This window comes from Bradyrhizobium sp., from assembly GCF_035484855.1.
Taxonomy (GTDB): domain Bacteria; phylum Pseudomonadota; class Alphaproteobacteria; order Rhizobiales; family Xanthobacteraceae; genus Bradyrhizobium.
This window is the reverse complement of the sequence record NZ_DATHOP010000027.1, coordinates 93545-118847: the sequence shown is the minus strand read 5'-3', so window position 1 is coordinate 118847 and position 25303 is coordinate 93545. Positions and strand designations below refer to the sequence as shown.

At 64.3% G+C, this 25303-nt stretch carries 24 protein-coding genes and 1 pseudogene; 10 read left to right on the top strand and 15 right to left on the bottom strand.

Features of this window, described 5'->3' with window-relative positions; all coding sequences use genetic code 11:
• From VK804_RS03670 to VK804_RS03655, 4 genes and pseudogenes are all read right to left on the bottom strand, one after another.
• Positions 1-297 (bottom strand): annotated as a pseudogene (locus tag VK804_RS03670) (benzoyl-CoA-dihydrodiol lyase); the annotation flags it as partial.
• A 103-nt stretch (positions 298-400) separates the two neighbouring features.
• Positions 401-925 carry a DUF309 domain-containing protein gene (locus VK804_RS03665; protein WP_325367919.1) on the bottom strand — a complete coding sequence of 175 codons (525 nt, stop codon included), beginning with the start codon at positions 923-925 and terminating at the stop codon, positions 401-403.
• Between the two features lie 24 nt (positions 926-949).
• On the bottom strand, positions 950-1768 hold the full coding sequence (locus VK804_RS03660) for an alpha/beta hydrolase (protein ID WP_325367944.1): 819 nt from the start codon (positions 1766-1768) through the stop codon (positions 950-952).
• A 127-nt stretch (positions 1769-1895) separates the two neighbouring features.
• Complete coding sequence (locus VK804_RS03655; protein WP_325367916.1) at positions 1896-3428, bottom strand: benzoate-CoA ligase family protein; 1533 nt, start codon at positions 3426-3428, stop codon at positions 1896-1898.
• Positions 3429-3582: 154 nt separating this feature from the next.
• On the opposite strand from VK804_RS03655, the gene VK804_RS03650 reads away from it, so the two are divergent.
• From VK804_RS03650 to VK804_RS03620, 7 genes are all read left to right on the top strand, one after another.
• On the top strand, positions 3583-4479 hold the full coding sequence (locus VK804_RS03650) for a helix-turn-helix transcriptional regulator (RefSeq protein ID WP_325367914.1): 897 nt from the start codon (positions 3583-3585) through the stop codon (positions 4477-4479).
• 132 nt (positions 4480-4611) lie between these two features.
• Positions 4612-5145 carry a hypothetical protein gene (locus tag VK804_RS03645; protein ID WP_325367912.1) on the top strand — a complete coding sequence of 178 codons (534 nt, stop codon included), beginning with the start codon at positions 4612-4614 and terminating at the stop codon, positions 5143-5145.
• 224 nt (positions 5146-5369) lie between these two features.
• Complete coding sequence (locus tag VK804_RS03640; protein ID WP_325367910.1) at positions 5370-5972, top strand: hypothetical protein; 603 nt, start codon at positions 5370-5372, stop codon at positions 5970-5972.
• 189 nt (positions 5973-6161) lie between these two features.
• Positions 6162-7517 carry an aromatic ring-hydroxylating dioxygenase subunit alpha gene (locus tag VK804_RS03635; protein WP_325367908.1) on the top strand — a complete coding sequence of 452 codons (1356 nt, stop codon included), beginning with the start codon at positions 6162-6164 and terminating at the stop codon, positions 7515-7517.
• Between the two features lie 129 nt (positions 7518-7646).
• Entirely contained in the window at positions 7647-9083 is a 1437-nt protein-coding gene (locus VK804_RS03630; protein ID WP_325367906.1) for a glutamine synthetase family protein, read from the top strand.
• 207 nt (positions 9084-9290) lie between these two features.
• Positions 9291-9680: a hypothetical protein gene (locus tag VK804_RS03625; RefSeq protein WP_325367904.1), complete on the top strand. Its 390-nt coding sequence runs from the start codon at positions 9291-9293 to the stop codon at positions 9678-9680.
• Positions 9681-10004: 324 nt separating this feature from the next.
• On the top strand, positions 10005-10235 hold the full coding sequence (locus VK804_RS03620) for a hypothetical protein (protein ID WP_325367902.1): 231 nt from the start codon (positions 10005-10007) through the stop codon (positions 10233-10235).
• A 289-nt stretch (positions 10236-10524) separates the two neighbouring features.
• On the opposite strand, the gene VK804_RS03615 is transcribed toward VK804_RS03620, so the two are convergent.
• From VK804_RS03615 to VK804_RS03580, 8 genes are all read right to left on the bottom strand, one after another.
• Entirely contained in the window at positions 10525-11259 is a 735-nt protein-coding gene (locus tag VK804_RS03615; RefSeq protein ID WP_325367900.1) for an ABC transporter ATP-binding protein, read from the bottom strand.
• Positions 11252-12019 carry an ABC transporter ATP-binding protein gene (locus tag VK804_RS03610; RefSeq protein WP_325367898.1) on the bottom strand — a complete coding sequence of 256 codons (768 nt, stop codon included), beginning with the start codon at positions 12017-12019 and terminating at the stop codon, positions 11252-11254. Before VK804_RS03610 ends, VK804_RS03615 begins: the two co-directional genes overlap by 8 nt.
• Positions 12012-12959: a branched-chain amino acid ABC transporter permease gene (locus VK804_RS03605; protein WP_325367896.1), complete on the bottom strand. Its 948-nt coding sequence runs from the start codon at positions 12957-12959 to the stop codon at positions 12012-12014. Before VK804_RS03605 ends, VK804_RS03610 begins: the two co-directional genes overlap by 8 nt.
• Positions 12956-13873 carry a branched-chain amino acid ABC transporter permease gene (locus VK804_RS03600; RefSeq protein ID WP_325367894.1) on the bottom strand — a complete coding sequence of 306 codons (918 nt, stop codon included), beginning with the start codon at positions 13871-13873 and terminating at the stop codon, positions 12956-12958. Before VK804_RS03600 ends, VK804_RS03605 begins: the two co-directional genes overlap by 4 nt.
• A 304-nt stretch (positions 13874-14177) precedes the next feature.
• Positions 14178-15350 (bottom strand): ABC transporter substrate-binding protein, encoded by a 1173-nt coding sequence (locus VK804_RS03595; RefSeq protein WP_325367892.1) that lies wholly within the window; start codon positions 15348-15350, stop codon positions 14178-14180.
• A gap of 281 nt (positions 15351-15631) precedes the next feature.
• Positions 15632-16360 (bottom strand): DUF899 domain-containing protein, encoded by a 729-nt coding sequence (locus VK804_RS03590; protein WP_325367890.1) that lies wholly within the window; start codon positions 16358-16360, stop codon positions 15632-15634.
• Between the two features lie 21 nt (positions 16361-16381).
• A complete protein-coding gene (locus VK804_RS03585) occupies positions 16382-17269 on the bottom strand; it encodes a sigma-70 family RNA polymerase sigma factor (protein ID WP_325367888.1) in 888 nt (295 codons plus the stop codon).
• Positions 17270-17297: 28 nt separating this feature from the next.
• Positions 17298-17600, bottom strand: a complete 303-nt coding sequence (locus VK804_RS03580) for a hypothetical protein (RefSeq protein ID WP_325367886.1) — start codon at positions 17598-17600, stop codon at positions 17298-17300.
• 177 nt (positions 17601-17777) lie between these two features.
• On the opposite strand from VK804_RS03580, the gene VK804_RS03575 reads away from it, so the two are divergent.
• The 3 genes from VK804_RS03575 to atzF all read left to right on the top strand — a co-directional run bounded on the left by VK804_RS03575 (position 17778) and on the right by atzF (position 22685).
• Positions 17778-19184 carry a DHA2 family efflux MFS transporter permease subunit gene (locus VK804_RS03575; RefSeq protein ID WP_325367884.1) on the top strand — a complete coding sequence of 469 codons (1407 nt, stop codon included), beginning with the start codon at positions 17778-17780 and terminating at the stop codon, positions 19182-19184.
• 113 nt (positions 19185-19297) lie between these two features.
• Positions 19298-20626 carry an NAD(P)/FAD-dependent oxidoreductase gene (locus VK804_RS03570; RefSeq protein WP_325367882.1) on the top strand — a complete coding sequence of 443 codons (1329 nt, stop codon included), beginning with the start codon at positions 19298-19300 and terminating at the stop codon, positions 20624-20626.
• Between the two features lie 259 nt (positions 20627-20885).
• Positions 20886-22685, top strand: coding sequence for an allophanate hydrolase (atzF, locus tag VK804_RS03565; protein ID WP_325367880.1), 1800 nt, complete (start codon positions 20886-20888; stop codon positions 22683-22685).
• An 87-nt stretch (positions 22686-22772) separates the two neighbouring features.
• On the opposite strand, the gene VK804_RS03560 is transcribed toward atzF, so the two are convergent.
• Genes VK804_RS03560 through VK804_RS03550 form a run of 3 tightly spaced genes read right to left on the bottom strand, consistent with a single transcriptional unit; the run spans position 22773 to position 25286 of the window.
• A complete protein-coding gene (locus VK804_RS03560) occupies positions 22773-23504 on the bottom strand; it encodes a GntR family transcriptional regulator (protein ID WP_325367878.1) in 732 nt (243 codons plus the stop codon).
• A complete protein-coding gene (gene hpxZ / locus VK804_RS03555; RefSeq protein ID WP_325367876.1) occupies positions 23501-23908 on the bottom strand; it encodes an oxalurate catabolism protein HpxZ in 408 nt (135 codons plus the stop codon). The genes VK804_RS03560 and hpxZ overlap by 4 nt, the downstream gene beginning before the upstream one ends.
• 1 nt (position 23909) lies before the next feature.
• Positions 23910-25286 (bottom strand): AtzE family amidohydrolase, encoded by a 1377-nt coding sequence (locus tag VK804_RS03550; RefSeq protein ID WP_325367942.1) that lies wholly within the window; start codon positions 25284-25286, stop codon positions 23910-23912.
• Positions 25287-25303: the final 17 nt, after the last annotated feature.

Sequence of the window (25303 nt, the reverse complement as noted above, 5' to 3'; positions counted from 1 at the left end):
ATTGGCGCCGGCACAAAACACCCGGTTTTTGCCTGAGCGCAGAATCACCGCCTTCACGTTCGGATGTTCGAACCGCAGCCGCTGCACGGCGTCGGCGAGTTCAATGTCGACGCCGAGATCGTAGGAATTCAGCTTGAGCTGATAGCCCTCGAACAGCCCGCCATTCTCGTCGACGTCCATGGTCAGCGTCGCGACCTCACCATCGACGGCAAGCTTCCAATGCCGGTAGCGCGACGGGTCGGTCTGGAAATCGATGTAGCGGGCGCCCCCAGCAAGGAGGCGGTCATCACCGGCCATGGACTTTCCCTAAGGTACGGTTCTTTGTTACCAACAATATGCACAATAATGCATGTTCTGGTGCAAGTCTAGGGGCTTTCCGGCCCACATTCTGCATTTTCTTTCATATTACGCCGACCGACCCGATCGCGATCCAGTCGGCCTTGGACAGAGCGGCCTGCGCCAGTTTGGCTTTCAAAAGCGTTGCGAGTGCGGCGGCCGGGAAGCGGTCGGCAAAGCCGTCGCCGGGGGTGGGTGGCCGGCGCGCGAGCATGTCACTGATCGCGTTGAGCGCCTCGCCGAACAGCCGCGCGGTCGCATGCGGCTTTTGCATCCGCAATTTGAGATTGGCGTTGGCGATCTGGATGCAGGCCCGCAGCAGAACGCGCTCGCGCCCGCGTTGCGGCGCCGCCGCCCACACCGCTTCCAGCACCTCCTGCGATTCCCAGAAATAGCCGGCATCGTTGAGCGCAATCCCGTAGCGAAGCGCGGGATGCCGTGCCGGCACGTAACCAAAGAATTGCGCCGGCACCAGCGCCTTGGCCTGCCACAACGTATCGTGATCCGCTTCGGCGTCCGCCGTCTCGCCGGGCACATAGGCCCAGCCCGGCAGCGGCAAATTCGCCGCGGTTGAAGAAGCAATCCTCATTGAATCAATGCCAGACGTTAAAATCTAAGCGGCCCAACCTTGCGAGCCTTCATGCAAAATCAAAATACGCTTCACGAAATCCGAAACCACAGAGAGTGTCAATTCAGGCACTTCCCGGTGCGGCGAGTGCCCGGCGCCTGATATCACAGTCACATCGACGGGGCAGTAACATTCTTCCCGCGCGATTTCGATCTGACGAATTGTCCCATATTGGTCTTCGGCGCCCTGGACGATTGCGACAGGAACACGAATGTAGGCGAGATATTCAGAAATGTCCCATCGACGAAAATCAGGGTGAAGCCAGGCATTGTTCCAGCCGTAGAAGGCGTTGTCGACGTCGCGGTGCCAGCGCTGAAGTTTTGCCCTCAGCTCGGTGGTTTCATAGATCGTCTTGATCTCGGCGATGGAGGCCACCGAAACATCTTCCACGATAAAATGCGGCGCGATCATCGCTACGCCGCGGATGCGGTGATCGGCAACGCCGCCGGCAAAAATCGCCGCGATCGAGGCGCCGTCGGAATGGCCGAGCAGCAGCCCGCGGCGGAAGCCGATAGCATCCAGCAGTTTCGGCAACACCTCAAGCGCTTCGACGTGCATGTAGTCGAGCGGGCGCGGCAGCGTCACAGGCGTGGAAGCACCATAGCCGGCGCGCGAATACACGAACACGCCGCAGCCGGTGGCAGCTTGAAGTTTTTCCGGAAAGTCGCCCCACAGCCCGGCCGAGCCGAGCCCCTCATGCAGCATGACGATGGTCGGTGCGTCTGATGGAGCCGGGCCGAGCATGCGGTATTCGAGATCGGCGGCGCCGATGGGCAGGAAGCCGGTGGGGGGAAGAGCAGTCATACTTCTTGCACCTGCGGCAAAACTCTCGCTCGTCATGCCCGGGCTTGACCCGGGCATCCACGTCTTTCTTTCTTGGTGATCGTCAAGACGTGGATGGCCGGGTCAAGCCCGGCCATGACGACCATGACTAGTTGTGTTCGCGCAGCTTGAACCGCTGGATTTTTCCGGTCGCCGTCTTCGGCAAGCTCTCCACCACATCGATCCAGCGCGGATATTTCCACACCCCGATCTTCTGCTTGACGTGCTCCTTCAGCGCCTCGCGCAGATCGTCGGTCTTGGCATCTGCTCGCAGCACCACGAAGGCTTTCGGCTTCAACAATCCGTCCGGATCGGCCTCGGGCACGACCGCGGCTTCCAGCACCGCAGGATGGGTGATCAGCGCGCTCTCGACCTCGAACGGCGAGACCCAGATGCCCGACACCTTGAACATGTCGTCGGAGCGGCCGCAGAAGGTGTAGCGGCCGTCGGCGTCGCGGATGTATTTGTCGCCGGTGCGGGTCCAGTAGCCTTCAAACGTCGAGCGACTCTTGCTGCGCTGGTTCCAGTAGCCCTCGCCGGCCGAGGGCGCGTGCACCAGCATTTCGCCGACCTCGTCGTCGGCGACGTCACCGCCGGACTCGTTCACCAGCCGGACCTGATAGCCCGGCACCGGACGGCCCGCGGTGCCGTATTTGATGTCGCCGGGCGAATTCGAAAGAAAAATATGCAGGAGTTCCGTCGAGCCGACGCCGTCGAGAATGTCGACGCCGAACCGCGCCTTCCAGGCATTGCCGACCGACTCCGGCAGCGCCTCGCCCGCCGAGGTGCAGATGCGCAAGTTTGCGCCGCAGCGCTCACCTTTCAGCGCCTCGTCGTTGAGCATCGCCGAGAACAGCGTCGGCACGCCGTAGAAGATGCTGGGATTATATTTGTTCATCAGCGCAAACATCGCGGCCGGCGTCGGCCGCTCGGAATTCAGCACCGTGGTGGCGCCGACTGACATCGGGAACGTCATGGCGTTGCCGAGGCCATAGGCGAAGAACAGCTTGGCGGCCGACAGGCCGACATCGTCCTCGCGAATGCCCAGCACCTGGCTCGCATAGGTCTCGGCGGTCGCGGCCAGATTCGAATGCAGATGCCGCACGCCCTTGGGCATGCCGGTCGAGCCCGACGAATACAGCCAGAACGCCGGCTCGTCGGCATGCGTCGCGACAGTCGCAAACGTATCGCTCTCGAGCGCGAGTTCGTCAGACAATTTCTTGTACCCGTGCGCGTCCTTGCCTGCGACGACGACGTGATCGAGATCGGGCATCCGCCCGAGCATGTCCTCGACCACCGGCAGCAGCGCTTCGGATATGAACAGCACCCGCGCCCGGCAATCCGCCAACACATAGGCGTATTGGTCCGAGGTCAGAAGCGTATTGAGCGGCACCGGCACGATGCCGGTGCGGATCGCGCCGAGGAAGACGCTCGGAAAATCCACGGTGTCGAGCATGATCATGGCGACGCGCTCTTCGCGGCGGACGCCGAACCGGCGCAGCATGTTGGCGACGCGGCAGCTCTGCTGCTGCAACTCGCGATAGGTCAGTTCGGACACCGTGTCGGTGAAGGCGAGCTTTGCTCCTCGCCCCTCCGTGACATTGCGGTCGAGCAGCCAGGTCACCGCGTTGTAGGTGCTCATGCCGCGCCCCCATTGGCCAAGCGTGTCACGACGCTCGCTCCCGAAATCTAAGCATTATAATTCATAGAAAGCCACTGGATACGCTTGCTGTCAATCCTGCTCGGCATTATGTTTCCGGATAGGTGCTTCGCCGCTAAGATCCGAACAGGGGTTAATGACCGAAACTCCCGATCCCGAAACCAGCTTCCTCGAACAGCTCGGGCAGCGCGTGCGCACCATGCGCGCGCTGCGCGGCATGTCGCGAAAAGTGCTGGCAAAGGTCTCCGGCATTTCCGAACGCTATATCGCGCAGCTCGAAGGCGGCAAGGGCAACGTCTCGATCGTGCTCTTGCGTCGGGTGTCGCAGGCGATGGGCGCGCATCTGGAAGACCTCATTCCCGCCGGCGAGCCGTCGCCGGACTGGCCCGTCATTCGGGATCTGCTGCGGAAAGCGACGCCGAACCAGATCGCAGAGGCCAAGGATGTTCTGGCAGGCCACGGCGCGTCCGCGCATCGCCGATCGTCGTTTTCAGGCATCGCGTTGATCGGCCTGCGCGGCGCCGGCAAGTCCACGCTCGGAAAACTCCTGGCCAAGAAGATCGGCTGGAATTTCGTCGAATTGAACAAGGAGATCGAGGCGCAGAACGGGCTCTCGGTCGCCGAGATCATCGCGCTCTACGGCCAGGAAGGTTTTCGCCGCATGGAGCAGGCCGCGCTCGCGCAATTATTGGCGCAGAAAGAGCTGATGGTGCTGGCGACCGGCGGCGGCATCGTCTCCGAGCCGCTCACCTTCGACCTGATCCTGTCGTCGTTCTACACCATCTGGGTCAAGGCAGAGCCTGAGGAACACATGGCGCGGGTGCGCAAGCAGGGCGATTTGCGCCCGATGGCAGACGACCGCTCGGCGATGGACGAATTGCGCACCATCCTGAAAAGCCGCGAGCCGCTCTATGCCCGCGCCGCGGCGGTGGTCGATACCGCGGGGCTTTCCGTGGACGCGGCGGCAGCGCGGTTGAGCGAGGCGGTGGCGCCGATGCTGCAGAGCGAGCCAAGGATGTTCGCGCGCGGGTGAGGCGGTACGGGTGGGCAAAGCGAAGCGTGCCCACCATCCATACGTTCAGAAAAATGGTGGGCACGGCGCAAGAGCGCCTTTGCCCACCCTACGTGACTCGCGCTTTTTGATCACTCGCGATACTCATCGGCCATGAAACTGCTTCTCCTCCACGGCGCGCCGGCGGCCGGCAAGCTGACCGTCGCCAAGGCCCTGCTTGGCATGGTGCCGGGGCGGCTGTTCGACAATCACGTGGCGATCGATCTGGCGCTGACGATCTTCGATTTCGACGCGCCCGGATTCTGGGAACTGGTGCACAGCGTCAGATGCTCGGGCATCGAGGCCGCCGCGGCAAACGGCGTTTCGCTCGTCGTCACCACCTTCTGCTATGTCGCGCCCGACGACCGCCCGCTCTACGAGGATTTCGAAGCGATCATGCAACGGCACGGCGGTGAACTGCTGCCGGTGTTCCTGCACTGCTCGCACGAAGAGGCCGCCCGCAGGGTCGGCAATCCCGACCGCGTCGAACGGCGCAAACTAACGTCGGCCGACATCCTGATGCGGGATTTCGACCGCTACGATTTCGCGCCGGTGCCGCGCGCCGACTGCCTCAGGCTCGATAGCGAGGCGCGCCCGGCGGAAGCGACTGCGCGGGAGATCATCGACCATTTCGGGCTTGGCGCGTAGGCACGCACTCGACATGAGGCGACAGTGGCCTGGATGAGCGAAGCAAAATCCGGGTCGCACTATCCTTCGAGGCTCGCCGAAGACGGCGAGCACCTCAGGATGACGGCGGTGCGCGCCTGCACAAAATCTCGCGACAGGATGCAGGAAAAATCCTGATTTCCTCACCGGAAACCCGGAGTCGTCAGGATATTCATTTCGACCGAGCGACGCGGGAGCCGGTTTTGATGAGCAAGAGCGAAATCTACGCATCCTTTGCCCACAGTTTCCTGTGGATCGTGATTTTCGCGGTCGCAACCGTCGATGTCTCGAGCATCACCCATCTCGTGTCGTTCGCCCTCATGCACGGCAACCGGACCCACCAGGACGTGGTTTCCATGATGGTGGCGCAGACTCCGATGATCGGCCTCGTGGCGGCGATCGGAACACTGCTGATCTTCACATTGCCGCAGGCATTGCAAGCCGCGCTGGCTGCGGTCCTGCACCGCACGGGCCGCGCGCGTCTCGCCGTGCTTGCGGCGCTGCCGCTGACCGCGATGTTGAGCTGGTACTGCTACGATTACCTGACGATCGATTTTACGCTCGGCGTCAATGCGGGCCCGGATTGGACGCCCTACCGGCACGGCATTTCGCTTTCGCGCTACATGAAGGCGCTGGCGTTTCAGTCTCCCGTGACGCTCTTCAGTCTGCTGTATCTTGACGCCAGTTTCCGGCGGACCTCGAAGTGGCCGATCCTGATCGCGGCCTTTGCGGTCATCACCGTGGCCGGCGTCGCCTATGGCTGCGTGACGGCGCAGCAACAGATCGCACTCCTGTCACTGGGACGATAAGCTTGCGAGAGAGCCTCGGCAGGCAGCCGAAGCGCAATCCGGGTAACTCCCTCGTTGTTCCACGGATTGCGCTTGGCTCCATCCGGGCAACGACGTTCGAATCCGCTTGCCCTGATCCGCAAGCCTAGTAATTTGATTCCGAACGAAATTTCGATGTCGCCAGCATCGTTACCATGGAGAACACCCGCCATGATGAGCCAGGACCAGAACGACCTGATCACCCGCATCGGACCAAGAGACCCCTGCGGAAAGCTGATGCGGATGTACTGGCAGCCGGCGGCGCTGGTCGATGAACTGGCCGGCCCGCGTCCGGTGCGCCCCGTCAAATTGCTCGGCGAGGATCTCGTGCTGTTTCGCGACGAGGCCGGCCGCTACGGCCTGATCGAGCGGCATTGCGCGCATCGCGGAGCCGACCTCGCCTTCGGGCGGCTGGAGAATGGCGGCTTGCGCTGCGCCTTCCATGGCTGGCTGTTCGACGCGACCGGCCAGTGCCTGGAGACACCCGCCGAGCCGAAGGATTCGCAGCTCTGCAGGGGCATCAAGCAGCGCGCCTATCCGGTGGTCGAGAAGAGCGGCATCCTCTGGGCGTATCTCGGCGAAGGCGAACCGCCGGTGTTTCCGGAGATCGACTGTTTCATCGCGCCCGACAGCCACGTCTTCGCGTTCAAGGGCCACTGGGCCTGCAACTGGCTGCAGGCGCTCGAAGTCGGTGTCGACCCCTCGCACGCCTCCTATTTGCACCGCTTCTTCGAGGACGAGGACACCTCGAACGCCTATGGCCGCCAGTTCCGCGGTGCCTCCGCCGGGACCGACATGCCGATGACCAAGGTGATGCGCGAATACGACCGCCCCATCATCAATGTCGAGCAGACCGAATACGGGATGCGCCTGATCACGCTGCGCGAGATCGACGCCGAGCGGACCCATGTGCGCGTCACCAATCAGCTGTTCCCGCACGCCTTTGTCATCCCCATGAACACCGAGATGACGATCACGCAGTATCACGTGCCGATCGACGACGAGAATTGCTACTGGTACTCGATCTTCACCTCCTACTCGACGCCGATCGACAAGACAAAGATGCGCGACCAGCGGCTGGCGACGTACGAGCTGCCTGACTACAAGTCACGCCGCAACAAGGCGAATGACTATGGCTTCGATCCGCACGAGCAGGCGACGCAGACCTTCACCGGCATGGGCATGGACATCAACGTCCACGACCAGTGGGCGATCGAATCAATGGGTCCGATCCAGGACCGCACCCGCGAGCATCTCGGCACCGCCGACAAGGCGATCGTGGCGTATCGCCGCCTGCTCCGGCAGGAGATCGAGAAGGTTTCGGGCGGTGCCAAGCCCTTCATGTTCCTCGACGCCGCGCATGCCAGGAGCATCCAGGGCCCGGCGACCATGGACGGCATCGGCCCGACGCGCGGCTGGGAGACCTACTGGATGGAAGTCGACGTCAAGCGCCGCCGCGGCGCGCCCTGGGCCGCGCCGGTGCCTGCGGAGATCGCCGAGAAGGCGCCGCATTTGAGGGTGGTGTAACGATGGCGCATCGCTTCGTCATGCCCGGGCTTGTCCCGGGCATCCACGTCCTTGCTGCTCTTAAGAAAGGTAGACGTGGATGGCCGGGTCAGGCCCGGCCATGACGAAAAAGAGTGAAGGAGCCATGCGTTGAGTTTTGTCAGGCGTCACGGTCTCTGGTCCGACGAGCAGCATGAGGCGGCGACGCGGCTGAGGCGCATCGTCGAGGAGCAAAAGCTCGAAGTCATCCGCTTCTCGTTCCCCGACCAGCACGGCATCCTGCGCGGCAAGACGCTGGTGGCAGCCGAGGCGCTGGCGGCGCTGGAGAGCGGCTGCAGCATCACCTCCACGATGTTCGCCAAGGACACCGCGCACAAGACGGTGTTTCCTGTGTTCACCTCCGGCGGTGGCTTTGGCATGCGCGAGATGGAAGGCGCCGCGGATGCGCTGATGGTGCCGGACCCCACGAGCTTTCGCGTGCTGCCGTGGTCGGCCGGCACCGGCTGGCTGTTGTGCGACGTCCATTTCGCCGACGGCAGGCCGGTGCCGTTCGCGACCCGCAACCTCTACAAGTCGGTGCTCGAAAAGCTCGGCCAGCGCGGCTACGATTTTGTTGCCGGTCTCGAAGTCGAATTCCACATCTTCAGGCTCGATGACGCAAAGATGTCGCCGGAGCATGCCGGCCAGCCCGGCACGCCGCCCGATGTCAGCCCGCTGTCGCACGGCTATCAATACCTGGCCGAGCAGCGCTACGACCAGATGGAGCCGGTGCTGGAGATCATCCGGCGCGACATCGTGGCGCTCGGCCTGCCGCTGCGCTCGGTCGAGCTCGAGTATGGCCCGAGCCAATGCGAGTTCACCTTCGCGCCGAGGAAGGGCCTCGAGCCCGCCGACACCATGATCCTGTTCCGCAGCGCCGTGAAACAGATCGCGCACCGGCACGGTTATCACGCCACCTTCATGTGCCGGCCGAAATTGCCCAACGTGTTCGCGTCGGGCTGGCACCTGCATCAATCGATCGTGTCGCGCACCGGCGGTGATAACGCGTTCATGGCAAGCGCCGGCGGCGATTTCCTGAGCCCGTTCGGCCGCAACTATCTCGGCGGGCTGCTCAAGCACGCCCGCGCCTCGGCGGTGTTCACGACGCCGACCATCAACGGCTACAAACGTTACCGCACCTATTCGCTGGCGCCGGACCGGGCGATCTGGGGCCGCGACAATCGCGGCGTGATGGTGCGCGTGCTCGGCGGCCCCGGTGATCCCGCCACAAGGCTGGAAAACCGCATCGGCGAGCCCGCCGCCAATCCCTATCTCTACATGGCCTCGCAGATCCTCTCCGGGCTGGACGGCGTCGACCGCGGACTCGATCCCGGTCCGTCGGCGGACACGCCCTATGAGACCAAAGCCGACCTGCTGCCGAAGACGCTGCGCGAGGCGGTGACCGCGCTGAAGGACGATGCCTTCTTCCGCGACGCGCTCGGCGCGGGCTTCGTCGACTATTACGTCCACATCAAGAACGCCGAGATCGAGCGCTTCCAGGCTGAAGTGTCGGACTGGGAGCATCGCGAATATTTCGAGATGTTTTGAGGGCTTCTCCGTCATTCCGGGGCGTGCGAAGCGCGAACCTCAGATGCGCAATTGCGCATCGGGGAATCTCGAGATTCCGGGTCTGGTGCTAACGCACCATCCCGGAATGACGAAAAAAAGGAATAACGCGTGCTGCGGCAGCGGTGTATGTTTGCGGCATTAGATCACCATCTCCCCTGCGGGCAGAAAAAGGGCAGGAGTTTTCAAATGCAGAAACTTTCTCGTATTGCGATAGCGGCCGGCTTGTTGATGTGTCCGCCGGGAGGAACGTTGCTGGCGCAGACCACACCCAGTACGGATACGCCGGCGGCGACCACCACCGCGCCGGCAGCGACACCGGCGCCGGCGCCGACCACGCAGCCGGCAACCGCAGCGCCCGCCGCGCAGCCGGCGACAACGCCGCCTGCTGCCGCGGCCACCCCGCCACCGGCGACGACCACGACCGAGAAGGACGCGGGAACCAAGAAAAAGAAGTCGGCGAAAAAGACGACGCGACAGCAGGAGATCGACAGGTCGATCGACAGCGGGACCGTGCCCTCGCGCTACCGCAGCCAGGTGCCGAAGGAATACCAGCAGTACGTTCCGTTCTCGAAGTAGCGGGCGGCGGCCGTCATTGCGAGCCAACGGGTCGACGCGAAGCGCCGCCCGATGACAGGCTCCGCGAAGCAATCCATAGTGCGGCAAGCGGAAAGGTGGATTGCTTCGCCGCTTCGCTCCTCGCAATGACGAGGAAACGCTGGTCAACTCGTCATGCTCGGGCTTGACCCGGGCATCCACGTCTTTGTCAGATACGAAGCAAGCAAGTCGTGGATGGCCGGGTCAAGCCCGGCCATGACTCTGCTGCGTGACCGATGTCACGGTGCAAATCGACGAGAAGCGATTGAATCGGTCCGGCATCAATCGCGAAACGGAAGCATCGAAATGAGCATCGTCGAAGACAAGGAGCCCATCGTCCAGCTCGTCACGACCCGGTCGGACGCGGAAATCGCCGCGGACATCAAACGGCGACTGCTGGAGGCCTTCAGGCCATCACTCGAAATCTTCGATGAAGCCTCGGCAGCGGGCCTTGCCATCCAGTGGGACAGCATCTCGCCGGTCGCCCCGCGCTACAAGCACGAGATCCTGGGCTTGAGGATCGTGAAGTATCTGTGAGGGCGCGGGTCGCGTCGCCAGCGCGAGCCAACGGGTCGGCGCGAAGCGCCGCCCGATGACGGGCTCCGCGAAGCAATCCATAGTGCGGCAAGCGGAAAGGTGGATTGCTTCGTCGCTTCGCTTCCCGCAATGACGAGGAAACGCCAGTCAACTCGTCATGCCCGGGCTTGACCCGGGCATCCACGTCTTTTCTTCTGGCAAAGTAAGACGTGGATGGCCGGGCGTAGGCGAGCAGAAGCGACGCCGTCCTTCAGACGGCTATGCCCGGCCATGACGCGGTCGGCGAGCTTCACACCCCTAAATACCGATGCTGCAGCTCCGGCGCGGCGATCAATTGCTCCGACGTGCCGCTCCATACCGCGCGGCCGCGCTCGATGATGTAGTGGCGGTCGGCGATGGCCGTGAGGTGTTCGATGTTCTTGTCGATCACCAGCACGCTTTGTCCGCGCGCTTTCAGCATCGACAGGCACTGCCAGATTTCCTCGCGGATCAGCGGCGCCAGTCCCTCGGTGGCCTCGTCCAAAATCAGCAATCGCGGATTGGTCATCAGCGCGCGGCCGATCGCCAGCATCTGCTGCTCGCCGCCGGAGAGCTGGTTGCCCATGTTGCTGCCGCGTTCGGCCAATCGCGGAAACAGCGCGTGGATCTTTTCGATGCCCCAGGGGTCGCGACTGCCGAGGCGATTGCCGGAGGCGGCGACGAGATTTTCACGCACGGTCAAATTCGGAAAAATCTGGCGGCCCTCCGGGACGAGCCCGATACCGAGCTGCGCGATCCGGTACGACGGCAGTTTTCGCACCTCGTGCCCGGCAAAGCGGATCGCGCCCGCGCGCGCCGGCGTCAGCCCGAGGATGGAGCGGACGGTGGTGGTCTTGCCCATGCCGTTGCGGCCCATCATCGCCACCATCTCGCCGGAGCGCACGGTGAGCGACAGGCCGAACAGCACCTGGCTGAGGCCGTAACAGGTCTCGATGCCATCGACTTCGAGCAGCGGCGCCGGATCAGCCAATTCTTCATCAGACATGGCGGACCACCACATGCTGGTCGCCGAGATAGGCGCGCCTGACTTCCTCGTTGGCGCGAATCTCCGACGGTGGCCCGGAGGCGATGACGCGGCCATAGACCAGAACGCTGATGCGGTCGGCCAGCGCGAACACCGCGTCCATGTCGTGCTCGACCAGCACGATGGACACCTCGCGCCGCAATTCCTGCAGCAGCTTCACCATGCGCGCCGATTCGGTGACGCCCAATCCTGCCATCGGCTCATCCAGCAGCAGCAATTGCGGTTTTGTGGCGAGCGCGACCGCGAGCTCGAGCTCGCGCTGCTCGCCATGGCTGAGCCGCGAGACCAGCACACCGGCGCGATCCCCGAGCCCGACCCGCTCCAACGCGTCCCGCGCGGCTTTGCGCAGATGGCTCACCTTGCGGGCGTCGCGCCAGAAGCGGAAGGAGTGACCGTCATGCGCCTGGGCTGCGAGTGCGACATTGTCGGCGGCGGTGAAATTCGGCAGCAGCGAGGTGATCTGGAACGAGCGCGCCAGCCCGAGCGCGCTGCGGCGATAGGCCGGCACGCGCGTGATGTCGCGGCCGGCAAGCCGGATGCTCCCCGAATGCGGCAGCAACTGCCCGGTCAGCTGGCTGATCAGCGTGGTCTTGCCGGCGCCGTTCGGCCCGATGATGGCATGCAGCTCGCCCTTGGCGACATCGAGCGAGACGTTGTCGGTGGCGACAATGCCGCCGAATCGCCGCACCAGGTTCTCCACGCGCAGCAGGGGTTCAGCCACGGGAAAACCTCCCAAGCAGCCCGTCGATGCCGCCGCGCCCGAACAGCACGATCAACAATAGCAGCGGGCCCAGGATCAGCGCCCAGTATTCGGTGACCTGCGACAGGAATTCTTCCAGCACGAGATAGACGATGGCGCCTATCACCGGACCGAACAGCGAGCCCATGCCGCCGAGGATCACCATCACCATGAGGTCGCCGGAACGGGTCCAGTACATCACGGCGGGGCTGACGAAATCGGTGTTGTTGGCGAGCAATGCGCCGGCCAATCCGCACATGGTGCCGGATATGACGAAACAGGCCAGCCGGTAGCGGGTGGCGGGAAAGCCGATCGCCTGCATGCGCTGCTCGTTGGAGCGCAGCCCCTGCACCACCATGCCGAAGCGCGAACGGACGATGCGCCAGATCAGATAGAGGCCCGCGAACAGACAGCCGAGGCAGAGATAATAGAACTGCACGCGGTTCGACAGGTTGATGAGGCCGCCAAAGTCGCTGCGCTTGTAGATGGTCAGCCCGTCGTCGCCGCCGTAGCGCGACAGCCCGGAGGCGACGTAATAGGCCATCTGCGCGAACGCCAGCGTGATCATGATGAAATAGACGCCGCGGGTGCGCAAGCTCAGCGCGCCGATCACCAGCGCGAACAGCGCGGAAGCGAGCAGCGCCACCGGCCATTGAATGAATCCGGAGCCTACGCCCTCGGCGGCGAGAATTCCGACCGCATAGCCGCCGATGCCGAGATAGGCGGCGTGGCCAAAACTCATCATGCCGCCATAACCCATGATGAGGTTGAGGGATGAGGCGGCGAGCGCGAAGATCACGATGCGGGTGAACAGCGTCAGCGCGAACACATTGCCGCTCAGCGTGGTATAGAGCGGCAGCAGCAGCAGACCGGCGACAACCAGCACCGCCGCCGCGTTGCGGACATTGAACAAACCTTTCATCGCCGGTTGGCCGGAAACAGCCCCTCCGGCCGCACCACCAGCACGATCGCCATCAGCAAATAGATCAGCATCGAGGACAGCGCCGGCGCCGCGGTCGAGGCCGCGGCCGAACTCAGGATTTTCCGCAGCAAATCCGGCAGGAAGGCGCGGCCGAGCGTATCGATCAGGCCGACGAAGATTGCGGCCAGGAACGCACCGCGGATCGAGCCGATGCCGCCGATCACGATGATGACGAAGGCTAGGATCAGGATGTTCTCGCCCATCCCGATCTGCACGGTGAGGATCGGCGCCTGCATCATGCCGGCGAGGCCGGCCAGCGCCGCGCCGAGGCCGAACACCAGCGTGTAGAGCAGCTTGATGTTGATGCCGAGCGCGCCGATCATCTCACGGTTCGAGGCGCCGGCGCGGATCAGCATGCCGAGCCGTGTGCGCATCACCACGATATAGAGCAACAGCGCCACCGCGAGCGCGACCACGATGATCGCCAGCCGATAGGCCGGATAGAACACGCCGGGGACGACCTGGATCGGCACCGTCAGCCAGGGCGGCAACGACAGCGCCAGCCCCGCCGGACCCCAGATCAGCCGCACCGCGTCGTTGAAGAACAGGATCAATCCGAAGGTCGCCAGCACATGGTCGAGATGATCGCGGCCATAGAGATGCCGCAGCGCGACAAATTCCAGGGCGATGCCGAGCAGTAAAGTCGCACCAAGCGCCAGGATGATGCCGAAAATGAAATTTCCGGTCCACGCCACGAAGGTGGCGGCAAAATAGGCGCCCATCATGTAGAGCGAGCCGTGCGCCAAATTCACAAAATCCATGATGCCGAACACCAGCGTCAATCCCGCCGCCAGCAGGAACAGCAGCAGGCCGAACTGCAACCCGTTCAGAAATTGTTCGACGACAAGCAGCATGGAGGCTTATGGCATGATGGCGTTGAGTTGAATTGGCACAGGACTCCGATCCACCTCGCCCCGCTTGCGGGGAGAGGTCGAAATTCGCGGTCAGCGAATTTCGGGTGAGGGGGACTCTCCGCGAGTCGTGCTGGTTGAGAGAGCCCCTCACCCCAACCCTCTCCCCGCGAAGAGCGGGGAGAGGGAGAAGCTCGCTGCCACATCGAACCAAACTCGTCCCGCTGGAAGTCGGTAGCAAAAGATGTGCCGAAAGCAAAACAGCGGCAGCGCGAAAGGCGCCGCCGCTGCATTTTGACGCCCCCGCTCACTTCATCGGGCATTTGTCGTGGAAGCGATCCTGATCGTCCTTGACGATGGTGGCGACCGTCTTCAGCGACAGCATGCCGTCGGCGTCCTTGACCACGTCTTGCAGATAGAAGTTCTGGATCGGGATGTGGTTGTTGCCGTATTTGAAGGCGCCGCGCAGCGATTTGAAATCGGCCTTTTCCATCGCGGCCTTCATCGCGTCCTTCTTGCTGGTGTCGCCTTTGACCGCGACCACCGCGCTGTTGATCAGTTGGGCTGCGTCATAGGCCTGCGCGCCGTAATAGGTCGGGCGCAGCCCCGGATATTTCTTGCGGTAGTCGACCACGAACGTCTTGTTCTGCTCGTTCGCGAGGTCGTTGACCCATTCCTGCGCGCCGGGAACGCCGAGCGCGTTGTCCTTCTGCAGCGGCAGCGACAATTCGTCGATGGTGAACGCGGTATAGAGCGGCATCTGCGCCTTGAGGCCGGCCTGGGCATATTGATTGAGGAACTGCACGCCGGCGGCGCCCGGATAGAACACGAAGATCGACTCCGCGCCCGACGCCCGCGCCTTCGACAACTCGGCCGAGAAGTCGAGCTGGGTCGGCCACACCGTGTATTCCTCGCCCTTGACCTCGCCCTTGAAGGTACTCTTGACGCCGGCCAGCATGTCCTTGCCGGCGGCGTAGTTCGGGCCGATCAGGAATAGCGACTTGACGCCCTTCTGGTTCATGTAGAGGCCCATCGCCTGCGGGGTCTGGTCGTTCTGCCAGGAGGTCGAGAACACGTAAGGCGAACACAACTCGCCGGCGAGCTGCGAGGGGCCGGCGTTGGCCGAGATCAGGAAGGTCTGCGAATCCACCGCGGTCTTCAGCGACGCCAACAGCACGTTCGACCAGATATAGCCGGCGATGAAGTCGACATGATCGGATTGCACGAGCTTTTCGGTCTTCTGCTTGCCGACGTCGGGCTTCTGCCCGTCATCCTCGTAGATCACCTCGACCGGCTTGCCGGCCATCTTGCGGCCCATGTGGTCGAGCGCCAGCTCGAACGAATTGCGCATGTCGTTGCCGATCACGGCGGTCGGACCGCTGAAGGTCGAGACGAAGCCGATCTTGATGGTGTCGCCTGCGATCGCCGGGTTCGCCAGCGCCAGGGCGGTCGCGCCCGCCAGCCAGAATGCCGTTCTCATAGAGTCTCCCTCCTCGTGATTGCTTGTGTCGCCCGTCGATCGACCTGCCCCGTTCGGGGAGCGCTCCGGCTCCGTTTCGGGCTTCTCTTTGTCAGTTGCCGTGTTTTGTGCGCGAAATGGCAGGCCGGCAGCAAGCACGAACCGAAGGCCCCTCTTAAAACCTTCGACGCATGCCGCCATCTGCACCATAATTCGCATTTGCCGGGGATGGCAAGAATTATAGTGCCTATTGTGCTTTGGTTTGGATTGCGTTGGCCAGGCGACCGCGGCCCGCCCGTCACCTATCCGTAGGTCGGCCGCTGCGGCCAGCCCGGCGGCGAGTCCTCGAAATCCTGCTGCCGCCCGTACGGCGTCATGTCGAGCAGTGCGCGGGCGCTGGTGAGCCCTTCGGTGCCGCGCGCGTAAGTCGAATAGGTGTGGAAGACGTCGTCGCCGATGCGGAAGAAGGCGCTGAGGCCGTGCTCTTCGCCTGACATGGCGTTGGTCACCTTGTTCGCCTCCAGCTCGGCCTTGTTGCGGTAATTGTATTCGATAGGTGCCACCTGCTCGTCATTGGTGACATGGAAGTCGTAGTTGAAGTCGCTGCCGAACGAAGAAACCCAGGGCAGCCGCCATCCTTTTTGCTGCTTGTAGGCCTCGAGCTTGCTCAGCGGCGCACGGGACACCAGGACGAAAGTGGTGTCGCGGTCGTTCAGCATGCTGAGATCGCCGATCGCGTTGGCATAGCGGGTGCAGCCCGAACAGCCATTCTCCCATGAGGGATCGAACATGAAGTGATAGACCACGAGTTGGCGGCGGCCCTCGAACAGATCCTTCAGCGACTGCTTGCCGCCCGGACTTTCGAACAGATAGTTCTTTTCGATCCTGACCATCGGCAGCCGGCGCCGCGCGGCATTGACGCGGTCGTATTGCCGGGTGAGTTCCTTCTCCAGCGCGAGAAGTTTCTTGCGCTCGCCGAGCCATTGCTCGCGCGAAGCAATCGGCGGATGCGGGGCTTTGCTGGCAGTCATCTGCATTCTCCCTGTCGCCATTCAGATCAGATATTCGGCGCCCTCGATAATGTAGGGCGCGTGGCGGAAGTCGCGGATATCGGCGACCTTGCCGGCAGTCCATTGCAGCAGCATGAAATATTTCGGCGCCGAGCCGGGCACGTTGGGATCGAACACCAGGATGGCAGGGCGTCCTTCCACCAGCCCCGGCACCAGGTGCCAGTCCTCGATCTTCGAATAATTCCCAAAATATCTGGAAACCTCGGCCTTGCCGTTCATGCGCATCTTGTTGACGAGATCGAGCCGCACATCATCCGATATCATGGCACGGATGGCGTCGAAATCCCGCGCGTTGAAATGCGCGACATAGGCGCCGAGGCGATCGCGGTCGGCTTCCGACAGCTTCTGCTGCGGCAGATCGTCCGGCTCATCGGCAAGCTCGCGAAGCTGCGTGCGTCCGCGGTGCAGCGCGGCCTTTACCGCGGGGAGGCTGAAATCCATCACCTCGCAGGCCTCCTTTAACGAGCAGCCCAGCACATCCATCAGGATCACGCTGGAGCGTTGGGCAACCGGAAGCCGCATGAAGGTGCGAAGACTGGCGCCGGCAATTTGGCGGCTCGCCACGGTGTCGGCGGGGTCTGCGATCATGTCCACCTCCTCGCCCGATTGCAAAGCCTGCTGCCGGTTGCGCCGTCGCAGAAAGTCCAGCGCGGTGTTGTGCGCGATCCGAAACAGCCAGCCGGCGGGGTTGCCGATCGGTCCCGCTGATGCAAACGACTCCACCGCCTTGATCAGGGCATCCTGCAGTACGTCCTCGCCGTCGATCACGGAGCCTACCATGCGCGCGCAGTAGCGATGCAGTTTTGGCCGCATCTCGGCGAACAGACCGTCAAGATCGGCGGCGGCCGATGCAGCGGGGACCGGTTTCATTCTGCCTCCGAACGTCTAAGCCGGATGCTCAGGGCTCCCCAAGCATCCGATAATTGCCGACGATGGTCACGCCGCGGGCCAGCGGCGGTTCGACGCAACGTTCGCGAATCCCGCTCTGAAACGCCTGAAAAGCCGCCAGTTTTGGAATCGCATCGCTGTCGGCTTCGGTCTCGACGAAATGCACAAAACTATCGTCGTCGAGCCGCAGCGAAAGATAGCGGACGCCCGCTGGCTTGGCCGCTTTCAATTCCTCAAACACGCCGGCGATCAGTTCCGCGTTGCGGTCTGCCGACTCCGGCTTGGTCTTATACCTGATCAAGGTCCGTTTCATCATCCTCTCCATGGCGGGATTCGCGATGCAAATCATCGTGTACCGGCTGAGAGACGTACGGCGCCGGCCAAAGGATTCGGCCGAAAACAAAATATTTTGGGCCGTATCCTTACGTGCTCCCCGTTCGTCTTGTCGGTCAGCAGCCGCATGCCGCGGCCACGGATCGGGAGAGGAACCATGCAGGAATTGGACGATCGCCAGACCAGGAACTGGACGCTTGGCATAACCGCGCTGGCGTCGTTCATGATGGCGCTGGATGGCCAGGTCGTCACCACGGCGTTTGCCACCATCCGCAGCGACTTCGATGCGTCGGTCGAGACGCTGCAATGGACGGTCAATGCCTACAATCTTAGCTTCGCGGTGCTGCTGCTGACCGGCGCTGCGATCGGCGACCGGTTCGGGCGCCGGGCGATGTTTGCCGGCGGCATTTTCGTGTTTGCACTGGCCTCGGTGGGATGCGCGCTGTCGGGCAGCGCGGCATCGCTGATCGCGGCGCGAGCCGTCCAGGGCGCCGGCGCCGCATTGGTGATGCCGCTGGCGATGGCGATTCTGAGCGGTGCGTTTCCAAAAGAAGAGCGCGCGCAGGCGCTCGGCATCTTCAGCGGCGTCACCGGCTTTGCCCTCATCATCGGTCCCGCCATCGGCGGCTTCATCACCGAGAGCTTTGGCTGGCGATGGATCTTCTGGATCAACCTGCCGATCGGCTTGATCGCCATCGCCTTGGTATTTTCGCGGCTTCGCGAGAGTTTTGGGTCATCGGCCAAGCTGGATATTCCGGGACTCGCGATCGTCGCCGCCGCGGCGTTGGCGCTGGTCTGGGGACTGCTGCGCGGCAATATGGCCGGATGGAGCAGTCGTGAGACGGTCGGCGCGCTCGCCACCGGGACGCTGCTGGCGGTGGCATTCGTGGCGTGGGAGCTGCGGGCGTCCGCGCCGATGGTACCGATGCGGCTGTTTCGGGCGCGCGCCTTTGCATCGGGCGTTGCCGCGAGCTTTTTGTTTTATGCGGCGATGTATGGCATGCTGTTCCTGCTGCCGCAATTCTTGCAGGCCGCGCTCGGCTACGGACCATTTGGCGCAGGCCTGCGGTTACTGCCCTGGACCGCGACGCTATTCCTCACCGCGCCGATCGCGGGCGCGCTCGTCAACAAGGCCGGCGAACGGCCGCTGGTCGTGGCCGGGCTGCTGATGCAGGCGATCGGGCTCGGCTGGATCGCGATCAATGCCGCACCCGGCATGACCTATTCGGAGCTGGTCGCGCCGCTGCTGCTCGCGGGCGTCGGGGTTTCGATGGCGATGCCGGCAGCGCAGAATGCGATTCTGGGCTCGGTCGCCGCAACCGAGATCGGCAAGGCCTCCGGCGTCTTCAACATGGGGCGCTTTCTCGGCGGCATGTTCGGCATCGCCGCCATGGTGGCGGTATTTTCCGCCAACGGCGCGGTCGATTCGGCGGCGAGCTTCAGCGCCGGTTTCGCGGCTTCCATGCGCGTTGCGGCCGGACTTTCACTGCTGGGAGCCGTCGCGGGATTATGGTTGCCGGCGCGCCGCCGCGTCACGCTTGCGCAGCTGCCGCGCAACGCGTGACCGACGATACGTTTCCGCTATCGATCAATCGGAAAATCGGCCTTGGACGGAACCCGCCAAACGCCTACATCAATCGAGCGGACGGAGAGATCTGAAACCAGGGGCGTTTCCATATGACGACCGAACAGGCGCAGCTGCCAAATCCCCACCGCGTGGTCATCGTCGGCGCCGGTTTTGGCGGACTGGAAGCCACCTTTCGGCTGGCCGGCGCGCCGGTTGCGATCACGCTCGTCGACCGGCGCAACCATCATCTGTTCCAGCCGCTGCTGTACCAGGTCGCGACCGCCTCATTGGCCACGTCCGAAATCGCCTGGCCGATCCGCTATCTGCTGCGCGACCGCGCCGAAGTCACGACGCTGTTCGCCACCGTGAACGGCGTCGACGCCGCGAACAAGCGCGTGCTGCTCGATGACGGCGATACGCTGTCCTACGACACCCTGATTCTCGCCACCGGCGCCTTCCACGCTTATTTCGGCCATGACGAATGGGAGCCGTTCGCGCCTGGCCTGAAGACGCTGGAGGACGCCACCACGCTGCGGCGGCGGATTCTGGTCGCGTTCGAGCGCGCCGAACGCGAGACCGATCCGGCGCGGCGCGCGGCGCTCCTCACCTTCGTCATTGTCGGCGCCGGCCCGACCGGGGTCGAACTCGCCGGCACCATCGCGGAATTGGCGCGGGACACGCTGCCGCCGGACTTCCGCAACATCGACACCCAGCACGCGCGCGTGGTGCTGATCGAGGCGGGCCCGCGCGTGCTGGCCGGCTTTGCCGACGATCTTTCGACTTACGCGCAGCGCTCGCTGGAAAGTCTCGGCGTCGAGGTGGTGCTGGGAAAACCCGTTACCGAATGCTCGGCCGATGGCGTGATGTATGGCGGCGAGCAGCTCGCAGCCAAAACCCTGATCTGGGCCGCCGGCGTGCGCGCCTCGCCCGCGGCCGAATGGCTGAACGCACCGGCCGACCGCGCCGGCCGCCTGCAGGTCGATCCCGATCTCACCGTGCCGGGCCATCCCGATATTTTCGCGATCGGCGATACCGTCGCGATCGCAGGTCCCGACGGTAAGCCGGTGCCCGGCATCGCGCCGGCAGCCAAACAACAGGGCCGCTATGTTGCAGATACCATCAAGGCGCGGCTGCGCGGCGAAACGCTGCCGCCATTCCACTACAAAAATTCCGGCAGCCTGGCGCAGATCGGCAAGCACAGGGCGGTAATCGATTTCGGAACGTTCAAGCTGCGCGGCGTGCTGGCGTGGTGGATCTGGAGCATCGCCCACATCTATTTCCTGATCGGCCTGCGCAACCGGCTTCAGGTCGCGATCAGCTGGCTGTGGGTCTATCTGCGCGACCAGCGCGCCGCGCGGCTGATCACGCAGGGCTCCAGCAAGGTGGTGGGCCCGGCGGCGACACGAGACCCTGCCTACAAAATAAGCAAACCCGACTGAGCGACTCGGCCGGCGGGTCGCGCATGGAGCCGTCCAAATTCAGGTCAAGCAGCTGATAAATTGAGAAAATTTGTCGTGTTCCGGCGCCCTCCGCGGGTGTACACAATGGCACACCGCTTGCTTCGATAGGGAGGCGGTTGCCGCCTCCGGGAGAGCAGTTATTGATGGCGAACCTCTGTCCAGTCCTGCGCTTTCGGACCGCGGAAACGGCGTGCTTGCCCGATCCGCCGATTGACTTCGTCTGCGACTGGGGCCGCGGGTGACGGAAACCGTCGCAGCGATCGTCGCCGCGCATCGCGCCGGCCAGCTGACGCCCGCGCAAACCGTGGCGCGCAGTTTTGCGCGGATTCGCGCGCATGACGATCCCGCCATTTTCATCAGCCTGCGCGTCGAAAACCAGGCGCTGGCCGAAGCCGAGCAGTTGGCCTCGAAAAAGGATGCCGCACGGCTTCCTCTCTTCGGCGTTCCGGTCGCGGTGAAGGACAATATCGACGTGGCGGGCATGCCGACCACCGCGGCCTGTCCGGCGTTTTCCTATTCTCCGACGCATGACGCGACCGCGGTGGCGCGGCTGCGCGCGGCCGGCGCCATCGTGATCGGCAAGACCAACCTCGATCAGTTCGCTACCGGCCTGGTCGGCACACGCTCGCCCTACGGTATTCCCAAAAATCTGCTGCGCGCCGATCTGATTCCGGGCGGATCGAGTTCAGGCTCCGGGGTCGCGGTGGCGGCGGGATTGGTGCCGCTCGCGCTCGGCACCGACACCGCCGGAAGCGGCCGGGTGCCGGCGATGCTCAACAACATCGTCGGGCTGAAGCCGAGCCTTGGCCTGGTCTCGACCGCGGGCCTGGTGCCGGCCTGCCGGACGCTGGATTGCGTCTCGGTATTCTCGCTCACCGTCGACGACGCCATGACGGCGCTGCAGGCGATCGCCGGCCCGGACGGCGCCGACCCCTATTCGCGCGACCGGCGGCTGGCGGAGATGACGCCGTTTCCCGCCAATCTCAGGCTGGGAGTGCCGAATAAAGGCCAGCTGATCTTCTTCGGCGACAAGGCCTCGGAGGCTGCCTATGCCGAGGCGCTGAAGCGCTGGACTTCGCTCGGCGCCACGCTGGTCGAGTTCGACCTCGAACCGTTCTACGAAACCGCGCGGCTGCTCTATGAGGGGCCGTGGGTCGCCGAGCGCTATCTGGTGATCCGCAACCTGCTGGCGTCATCGCCGGACGCGATCCATCCGGTGACGCGCGAGATCATCATCGCAGGCTCGAGGCTTTCCGCCGCCGACACTTTTGCGGCGCTGTACAGGCTGCAGGGGCTGCGCAAGATCGCCGAGCGCGGCTTTGCCAATATCGACGCGCTGGTGCTGCCGACGACGCCGACGGTGTATTCCACCGCGCAGGTGCTGGCCAATCCGCTCGAACTCAATTCCAGGCTCGGCACCTACACCAATTTCGTCAACCTGCTCGACCTCTGCGCCCTCGCGCTGCCGGCTTCGATGCGGCCGGACGGCATCCCGTTCGGCATCACGCTGCTAGCGCCGGCCGGCCAGGACGCGCGGCTCTCCAGCATCGGCCGCATGTTCCACGCCGACACGAAATTGCCGATGGGCGCGCTCGGCCTGCCGCAGCCGCCGCTGGTGACGTTGCCGGCCGGCGTCAGTGGCGACGAGATCGCCATCGCCGTGGTCGGCGCGCATCTGTCGGGCATGGCGCTGAACGGCGAATTGAAGACGCTCGGCGGTCGGCTGCTGGAACAGGCCACCACCGCGCCGGACTACAAGCTCTATGCGCTGGAAACCACGCCACCGAAGCCCGGGATGCTGCGGGTGGCAGCCGGAGCGGGCGCGTCGATCGAGCTGGAAATCTGGGCGCTGCCCGCCGCCGCGTTCGGCAAATTCGTGGCCTCCGTGCCGCCGCCGCTGTCGATCGGCACCGTGCGGCTCGCCGACGGCCGCGGCGTCAAGGGTTTCATTGTCGAAGCCGCCGACGTCAACGGCACACGGGAGATTTCCGCGTTCGGCGGCTGGCGCGCCTTTATGGCGGAAGCCGCGGCGGAGTGACCCCCGTCATTCCAGGGCGCATCGAAGATGCGAACCCGGAATCTCGAGATTCCGGGTTCGATGCTTCGCATCGCTCCGGAATGACGATTACACCGACACCGCATAAACCTCGTATTCATCCCGCACCAGCTCAATATGCGCGCGCATCGCGACGGCCGCGCCGGCCTTGTCGCCGCGCAGGATCGCGACCACGACGCGGTCGTGCTCGGCGTGGGATTTCGCCAGCCGGCCGAGATTGCGGAACTGGGCGCGGCGGAACGGCTGCACCCGCACCCGGGTCGCGAGCGTAATCTCGGCGATGTAGCCGTTCTGCGAACCGGCATAGATCGCATTGTGGAAGCGCTCGTTGACCTCGTGAAAGCGGTCGGGATTGCCGGCATGGCTCAACACCCGCAATTCCTCGTGGATCGCCTCCAGCCGGTGGCGATCGCCGGGCTGCATGCGTTCCGCGGCAAGCCCCGCGCACATCGCTTCCAGCTCCGCCATCGCCTCGAACATCCCGGTCAGCCGCTGGATCGAGGGCCGCGCCACCACCGCGCCGCGATGCGCCCGCGAATCGACCAGGCCCGAGGCTGCGAGCTGGCGCAGCGCCTCGCGCACCGGGGTGCGCGACACGTTGAAGCGGCGTGCGATGTCGGTCTCGTCCAGCGCCGCGCCCGGCGGCAGCGCGCCGCGCACGATTTCGTCCGCGAGCTGCAGCCGCAATTCCTCCGCGCGCGTAATCTTGATTGGGTGGGGCGAAGCGCGGTCGACGCGCGGGACCACCGTCTCAGCCTCTGGACGTGGCGCGGAACCTGCCGGGAGATCGTCAAGACTCATGCCTTTTGACCCCTGGGTGTTCCGCCTTCGTCGATGATGCTGACATGGGCGGCGACGATCTTCCAGCCCTCGGCAAATCGCACCCAGGTCTGCATCTGGCGGCCGACCTTGCCCGGCAAGGTATCGCGATAGAACAGCGTGGAGGCGACCGCGGTGTCGCGGCCATAGGTGGAGATGACGGTCCGCGCGGTCGTGCGGTTGAGGCCGATCGGCGAGCGCGCGGCACGAAACGCCACGATCGCATCATAGCCGTAGAGATTTTCGCCGATGCCGTAGCGCAGCGTCCTGGGGTCGGCGCGGAACAATTGATCGAGCACGGCGACGTCGTTCGATACCAGCGCCTTCTCGTAGCGCTCGAATTGCGCTGATACCTCCGAGAGCACGTCGGGGAGATCGACCTGCATGTCAGATTCCCCTCGGCGGAGGTGCTGCGACCACGCCTTGGCGCTCCAGCGCGAAAGCCACCCGCAGCGCGATGTCCTCGCGCCAGGGCGCGGCGATGATCTGCACCCCGATCGGCATCGGCTCCAGCGGCACCGGGACCGCCGCGACCGGCAGCCCGATAAAGGAAATCGGCTGGGTGTGGACACCGATATTGGCGCGCACCGGAAGCTCGACGCCGTCGAGCACGAAGGTCGTCTGCCCGAGTTTTGGCGCGACGCAGGGCGTTGCAGGCGCGAGGATGACGTCGACCGACTTGAACAGTTCCAGCACCTGCGCGCGATACCAGCGGCGGAATTTCTGCGCGCGGTCGACCAGAGGTGCCGGGATCATCGCGCCCGCCAGCAAGCGGTCGCGCACCGCTGGATCGAAATCGCCCGCACGCCGGCGCAGGCGATCGAGATGCAGCGAGGCGCCCTCGGTAGCGGTGATGATATAGGCGGCGGCACGTGCGCGTGCGGCCTCCGGGATTTCGACCGTGCGCGTAACTCCGAGCGCCCTGGCGACGCGGGCGACGGCCTCGACAGCCTCGGGAAAAACACTCTTCTGGAAATATCCGCCGGCGATCGCAATCCGCAGGCCCCCGATGTCCTGCGCAAGCAGCGCACTCACCGGCTCGGCGAGCCGCGTCGTGCAGGCTGCGTCCTCCGGGTCGGGTCCCTGCATCGCGTCATAGGCCAGCGCGAGATCCGCGACATTGCGCGCGAACGGGCCGAGATGATCGAGGCTGTAGACGAACGGAAACGACCGCGCCCGCGACAGACGGCCATAGGTCGGCTTCAATCCGAAGATGCCGCAGAATGAGGACGGCACCCGGATCGAGCCGTTGGTGTCCGAGCCCAGTGCGATCGGCACCAGGCCGCCGCCGACCGCGCCGCCGGAGCCGCCGGAGGAGCCGCCGGTCATCCGCGTCGGATCATGCGGATTGCGCGATGGTCCGTCGTGGACATTCTCGCCCGTAAAATCGTAGGCGTATTCGCCCATGTTGAGCGCGCCGACTAGCACGGCGCCCGAAACCTCCAGCCGCTCGATCAGGGTGGCGTCGCGCGGCGACGGTTTCAAGTCGCGGTTGATCTTCGATCCGGCGCGGGTCGAAAGCCCCTGCACATCGAACAGGTTTTTCACCGCGAACGGCACGCCGGCGAGCGGGCCGACTTTCTTGCCGGTTGCAATCGCGGCGTCGATGGCGCGCGCCCGGGCGCGGGCGCGATCGGCGGTCACGTCGGTGAAGCAATTCAGGATGCGATCGTGTTTGGCGATCCGCGCCAGCGCCGCCTCGGTGACGCCGAGCGCGGACAACCTCCGGCCCGATACGGCCGAGGCGATTTCCGCGGCCGACAGTCCGTCGGCGCCTTGGG

What these genes read in the sequence shown, in the direction of transcription:
- VK804_RS03665 (WP_325367919.1), bottom strand. Translation starts at nt 925, where the DNA reads ATGAGGATTGCTTCTTCAACCGCGGCGAATTTGCCGCTGCCGGGCTGG.
- VK804_RS03660 (WP_325367944.1), bottom strand. Translation starts at nt 1,768, where the DNA reads ATGACTGCTCTTCCCCCCACCGGCTTCCTGCCCATCGGCGCCGCCGAT.
- VK804_RS03655 (WP_325367916.1), bottom strand. Translation starts at nt 3,428, where the DNA reads ATGAGCACCTACAACGCGGTGACCTGGCTGCTCGACCGCAATGTCACG.
- VK804_RS03650 (WP_325367914.1), top strand. Translation starts at nt 3,583, where the DNA reads ATGACCGAAACTCCCGATCCCGAAACCAGCTTCCTCGAACAGCTCGGG.
- VK804_RS03645 (WP_325367912.1), top strand. Translation starts at nt 4,612, where the DNA reads ATGAAACTGCTTCTCCTCCACGGCGCGCCGGCGGCCGGCAAGCTGACC.
- VK804_RS03640 (WP_325367910.1), top strand. Translation starts at nt 5,370, where the DNA reads ATGAGCAAGAGCGAAATCTACGCATCCTTTGCCCACAGTTTCCTGTGG.
- VK804_RS03635 (WP_325367908.1), top strand. Translation starts at nt 6,162, where the DNA reads ATGATGAGCCAGGACCAGAACGACCTGATCACCCGCATCGGACCAAGA.
- VK804_RS03625 (WP_325367904.1), top strand. Translation starts at nt 9,291, where the DNA reads ATGCAGAAACTTTCTCGTATTGCGATAGCGGCCGGCTTGTTGATGTGT.
- VK804_RS03620 (WP_325367902.1), top strand. Translation starts at nt 10,005, where the DNA reads ATGAGCATCGTCGAAGACAAGGAGCCCATCGTCCAGCTCGTCACGACC.
- VK804_RS03615 (WP_325367900.1), bottom strand. Translation starts at nt 11,259, where the DNA reads ATGTCTGATGAAGAATTGGCTGATCCGGCGCCGCTGCTCGAAGTCGAT.
- VK804_RS03605 (WP_325367896.1), bottom strand. Translation starts at nt 12,959, where the DNA reads ATGAAAGGTTTGTTCAATGTCCGCAACGCGGCGGCGGTGCTGGTTGTC.
- VK804_RS03600 (WP_325367894.1), bottom strand. Translation starts at nt 13,873, where the DNA reads ATGCTGCTTGTCGTCGAACAATTTCTGAACGGGTTGCAGTTCGGCCTG.
- VK804_RS03595 (WP_325367892.1), bottom strand. Translation starts at nt 15,350, where the DNA reads ATGAGAACGGCATTCTGGCTGGCGGGCGCGACCGCCCTGGCGCTGGCG.
- VK804_RS03590 (WP_325367890.1), bottom strand. Translation starts at nt 16,360, where the DNA reads ATGACTGCCAGCAAAGCCCCGCATCCGCCGATTGCTTCGCGCGAGCAA.
- VK804_RS03585 (WP_325367888.1), bottom strand. Translation starts at nt 17,269, where the DNA reads ATGAAACCGGTCCCCGCTGCATCGGCCGCCGCCGATCTTGACGGTCTG.
- VK804_RS03580 (WP_325367886.1), bottom strand. Translation starts at nt 17,600, where the DNA reads ATGAAACGGACCTTGATCAGGTATAAGACCAAGCCGGAGTCGGCAGAC.
- VK804_RS03575 (WP_325367884.1), top strand. Translation starts at nt 17,778, where the DNA reads ATGCAGGAATTGGACGATCGCCAGACCAGGAACTGGACGCTTGGCATA.
- VK804_RS03570 (WP_325367882.1), top strand. Translation starts at nt 19,298, where the DNA reads ATGACGACCGAACAGGCGCAGCTGCCAAATCCCCACCGCGTGGTCATC.
- VK804_RS03560 (WP_325367878.1), bottom strand. Translation starts at nt 23,504, where the DNA reads ATGAGTCTTGACGATCTCCCGGCAGGTTCCGCGCCACGTCCAGAGGCT.
- hpxZ (WP_325367876.1), bottom strand. Translation starts at nt 23,908, where the DNA reads ATGCAGGTCGATCTCCCCGACGTGCTCTCGGAGGTATCAGCGCAATTC.